Here is a 1,065-nt window from a genome sequence, read left to right as displayed (position 1 = left end):
CACGGGTGGTGGCCGGGGAGAGATGGCTGACGCTGCCCGGCAGCTCCGGGGTCGCGTTCTTGGCGAAGGCGGAGAAGCGCAGGCGGGCGGGCTGGCCCGGCCTGACCTGGTCGATATCGGTCGGCGCGATCCTGACCTCGACGGTGAGCTTGGCCTCGCCCGGCACGATGGTGGCAAGCCGGGCGGCCGGGGTGATGACGCCGCCGACGGTGAAGACAGTCAATTCGTTGACGAGGCCGGCGATCGGGGCGCGGATCTCGGAGCGCGAGAGCCGGTCCTCGCTGGCCAGGCGCCGGTCGCTGAGCTCGGAGACCTTGGCCTCGACCTGGCGCAGCTCGCGCTGGGCCTCGGTGCGGGCGGTCTCGTCGACGGCGATGATCTGGAGGCGAGCCTCGCTGATGCGCAGCCGGGCGCGGGCCATCGAAGCCTCGATCTCGCCGCGCTCGCCGAGCAGGCGGGCCCATTCGCGGTTGATGTTGTAGACCTTGGTACCGTCGATGAAGCCCTTCTGGAACAGGCCGAGATATTTGTTGCGCTCGAGCTCGACCAGGCGCAGTTCCTCGACCTTGGCGACCTGGCGGGCCTCGAGGCCTTTCACCTCCTCGCCGGACTGGACGATGCTGATCTCGAGCTGTTCCTTGCGGCTTTCGCGGTTGGTGCGGTTGCCGTCGAACAGGCGGGTCTCGCCCTGGATGATTTGATCCGCCTCGTCGGAGACCCTGGCGAGCTCGGCCGGGAAGGTGATCGCGGCGAGATTGTCGCGCTCGGCGATCAGGCGGGCCTTGCGGCCGAGATTCTCGCCGAGCTGCGAGCGGATGATCGAGAGCTCGGCCTTGGTCTGGACATCGTCGAGCCAGAACAGGGTCTGGCCTGCCTCGACCCGGTCGCCCTGGCGCACCCCGATCGCCTGGACGATGCCGCCGTCGCGATGCTGCACCTCCTTGAGGTTCTGGTCGACCTTGACCGAGCCCTGGGCGATCACGGCGCCGTTGAGATGGGCGCTGGCAGCCCAGCCGCCGCAGCCGACGACCAAGAGCAGGGCGAGCGCCGTGCCGGCAAGCATAT

Annotated in this window: 1 protein-coding gene; it reads right to left on the bottom strand. The window is 69.0% G+C overall.

Translation table 11 applies throughout. From position 1 onward, the window contains the following. Positions 1–1,063: HlyD family type I secretion periplasmic adaptor subunit (locus AB4099_RS35185; RefSeq protein ID WP_441481503.1), on the bottom strand; the 1,063-nt coding region annotated here is incomplete at its 3' end. Positions 1,064–1,065: the final 2 nt, after the last annotated feature.

The sequence above is a fragment of the Allobosea sp. 2KB_26 genome (assembly GCF_052115715.1).
Classification (GTDB): Bacteria; Pseudomonadota; Alphaproteobacteria; order Rhizobiales; family Beijerinckiaceae; genus Allobosea.
This window is presented reverse-complemented; position numbering and strand designations above follow the sequence as displayed.